Origin of the sequence: Acidovorax sp. BoFeN1, from assembly GCF_003345135.1 — a bacterium.
GTDB lineage: Bacteria > Pseudomonadota > Gammaproteobacteria > Burkholderiales > Burkholderiaceae_C > Acidovorax > Acidovorax defluvii.
Genome location: NZ_QOZT01000152.1, coordinates 1 through 2,907, shown reverse-complemented (window position 1 = coordinate 2,907; position 2,907 = coordinate 1). Strand labels below are relative to the sequence as shown.

Annotated in this window: 4 protein-coding genes; all 4 read left to right on the top strand. The window is 64.2% G+C overall.

Translation table 11 applies throughout. From position 1 onward, the window contains the following. The first annotated feature begins 109 nt into the window (after positions 1-109). From DTW89_RS18880 to DTW89_RS18865, 4 genes are read left to right on the top strand one after another with little or no spacing between them, the layout of a single operon-like run. A complete protein-coding gene (locus DTW89_RS18880; RefSeq protein WP_024815793.1) occupies positions 110-1,294 on the top strand; it encodes a pyridoxal phosphate-dependent aminotransferase in 1,185 nt (394 codons plus the stop codon). A gap of 7 nt (positions 1,295-1,301) precedes the next feature. Then, complete coding sequence (gene ybgC / locus DTW89_RS18875) at positions 1,302-1,718, top strand: tol-pal system-associated acyl-CoA thioesterase (RefSeq protein ID WP_114657046.1); 417 nt, start codon at positions 1,302-1,304, stop codon at positions 1,716-1,718. Next, the gene (gene tolQ, locus DTW89_RS18870; protein WP_114657045.1) at positions 1,715-2,416 is read left to right on the top strand and encodes a protein TolQ; all 702 of its coding nucleotides are present in this window, start codon (positions 1,715-1,717) and stop codon (positions 2,414-2,416) included. Before ybgC ends, tolQ begins: the two co-directional genes overlap by 4 nt. A 14-nt stretch (positions 2,417-2,430) precedes the next feature. Next, positions 2,431-2,856: an ExbD/TolR family protein gene (locus DTW89_RS18865; protein WP_024815796.1), complete on the top strand. Its 426-nt coding sequence runs from the start codon at positions 2,431-2,433 to the stop codon at positions 2,854-2,856. Positions 2,857-2,907 lie beyond the last annotated feature (51 nt).

Below are 2,907 nucleotides of genomic sequence, written 5' to 3'. Positions count from 1 at the left end.
GGGCCGGTTCAGGCGCCAGCCCCGACGCTGGCGCCTGAACCGGCCCCGGGCCGCACTGCGGCCCGCTTTTTCCCGCCACCCCCGCGCATCGCGGGCAGGATCCCTCCCCATGAAGTTTTCCAGGCGCGCCGAGCGCATTGAACCGTTTTATGTGATGGAAGTGGCCAAGGCCGCCCAGGCCATGGCCCGCGAGGTGGCCGGCAGCAGCCAGCCCATGATTTTTCTGAACATTGGCGAGCCCGATTTCACGGCGCCCCCGCTGGTGCAGGAAGCCGCCGCACGCGCTGTGCACGACGGCGCCACGCAATACACCCAGTCGCTGGGCTACGAGCCCCTGCGCGAGCGTATCAGCGGCTGGTACCAGCAGCGCTTTGGCGTGAACGTGCCCGCGCGCCGCATCGTGGTGACGGCGGGCGCCTCGGCAGCGCTGCACCTGGCCTGCCTGGCATTGATCGAGGCCGGCGACGAAGTGCTGATGCCCGACCCGAGCTACCCCTGCAACCGGCATTTTGTGAGCGCCGCAGAAGGCAACGCCATACTGATCCCCACCACCGCCGCCGAGCGCTACCAGCTCAGCGCCGAGAAGGTGCAGGCCGCCTGGAACAGCAAGACACGGGGCGTGTTGCTGGCCTCGCCCTCCAACCCCACGGGCACCTCCATTGCGCAGGGCGAGCTGCGCCGCATCCACGGCGTGGTGCAGGACCGGGGCGGCGTGACGATGATCGACGAGATCTACCTCGGCCTTTCGTACGACGATGCCTTCGGCCAGACGGCCCTGGCCATTGACGACAACGTCATCAGCATCAACAGCTTCAGCAAATATTTCAACATGACGGGCTGGCGCCTGGGGTGGATGGTGGTGCCCGATGCCATGGTGCCCGTGGTCGAGCGCCTGGCGCAAAACCTGTTCATCTGCGCCAGCACCGTGTCACAAATGGCAGCCATGGCCTGTTTTGAGACCGAGAGCATTGCCGAATACGAACGCCGGCGCGCCGAGTTCAAGGCCCGGCGCGACTACTTCATCCCTGAACTGCAGGCACTGGGCCTTGCCGTGCCCGTGATGCCCGACGGCGCTTTTTATGCCTGGGCCGACTGCACAGCCGCGTGCGAAAAACTCGGCGTGCAGGGAAGCTGGGACTTTGCCTACGAGGTGATGCGCCGCGCCCATTTGGCGGTGACGCCAGGGCGCGACTTCGGCACCTTTGATCCGCAGCGATTCGTGCGCTTCTCGACGGCCAACTCCATGGCACAGTTGCAGGAATCGGTGGCACGCCTGCGCGGGCTGCTGGGCTGAAAGAACCATGCCCTTCGAGTTCCCCATCCGCATTTACTGGGAAGACACCGATGCCGGCGGCATCGTGTTCTATGCCAACTACCTTAAGTTCTTTGAACGCGCCCGCACCGAGTGGCTGCGCTCGCTGGGCATTGGCCAGCAACAGCTGCGGGAACAAACGGGCGGGATCTTCGTCGTAACCGATGCCCGCTTGCGCTACCTGCGCCCGGCACGCCTGGACGATGAACTCATTGTTACCGCCCAATTGCAGGAAACCGGCCGCGCATCCTTGACAATCGTGCAGCAGGCGCTATTGAATAATGAGCAAGCACCCAATCAGCCGCGCGTTTTGCTGAGCGAAGGCACCATCCGTATCGGCTGGGTGGATGCCGCCAGCATGCGCCCCGCAAGAATCCCGAGCACCCTTCTGGAACAACTCTCATGAATTCCCAAGATATGTCCATCCTCTCCCTGGTGCTGCAAGCCAGCTGGGTGGTGCAACTCGTCATGCTGCTGCTGCTGATCGTCTCCGTCTCCAGCTGGGCCGCCATCTTTCGCAAGCTGTTTGCCTTGAAACGCGTCAAGGCGCTCAATGAGGATTTCGAGCGCGATTTCTGGTCGGGCACCAGCCTCAACGACCTGTACGCCAGCACCGCACAAAACGCCAAGAACGCCGGCCCCATGGAACGCATCTTTGCCAGCGGCATGCGCGAATACCAGAAACTGCGCGAGCGCCGCATCACTGACCCCGGCACGCTGCTCGACGGCGCCCGCCGCGCCATGCGTGCCAGCTTTCAGCGCGAGATGGATGTGGTCGAATCGAGTCTGTCGTTCCTGGGCTCGGTGGCCTCGGTGAGCCCCTATGTGGGCCTTTTTGGCACGGTGTGGGGCATCATGCACGCCTTCACGGGCTTTGCCGGCATGGAGCAAGTCACGCTGGCCACCGTGGCACCCGGCATTGCCGAGGCGCTGGTGGCCACCGCCCTGGGCCTGTTTGCCGCCATTCCGGCCGTGATTGCCTACAACCGTTTTGCGCGCGACATCGACCGCGTGGCCAACCACCAGGAGACCTTCATCGAAGAGTTCTCCAACATCCTGCAGCGCAACCTGGGTACCCACCCCGGCTCGCCCTCAGGCCACTGAAGCGGGAGCCCACCATGCCCGCAATGGCCTCGCGCACCGGCAGCCGCCGCCGCTCCATGAACGAAATCAACATGGTGCCCTTCATCGATGTGATGCTGGTGCTGCTGATCATTTTCATGGTGACTGCGCCCATGCTCACGCCCAGCGCCATCAACGTTCCCTCGGTGGGCAAAGGCAGCAAGCCACCCAAGACGTTTGGCCAGGTGATTGTCAACAAGGACGGCAGCCTGAAACTCAAGACCGATGGCAACGAACGCCCCATGAGCTTGCAGGAGCTGGGCAGTGCCGCGAAAACCTGGCAGGCCAGCCAGCCCGCCGACACGCCCATCCTCATCAGCGCAGAAAAAACCGTAACCTACGAGACCGTGGTGAAAGCCATGGACGCACTGCAAAAGGCCGGCGTGCAGCGCGTGGCCCTCTCCGTCAAGCAGGGCGGCTGACCGCCAGCCCGCCCTCACACCCCCGCATGCACGCCCACGACGACCGCGACC

Bases quoted from the DNA above. Each gene is read 5' to 3' on its own strand.
- DTW89_RS18880 (WP_024815793.1), top strand. From the start codon at position 110: ATGAAGTTTTCCAGGCGCGCCGAGCGCATTGAACCGTTTTATGTGATG.
- ybgC (WP_114657046.1), top strand. From the start codon at position 1,302: ATGCCCTTCGAGTTCCCCATCCGCATTTACTGGGAAGACACCGATGCC.
- tolQ (WP_114657045.1), top strand. From the start codon at position 1,715: ATGAATTCCCAAGATATGTCCATCCTCTCCCTGGTGCTGCAAGCCAGC.
- DTW89_RS18865 (WP_024815796.1), top strand. From the start codon at position 2,431: ATGCCCGCAATGGCCTCGCGCACCGGCAGCCGCCGCCGCTCCATGAAC.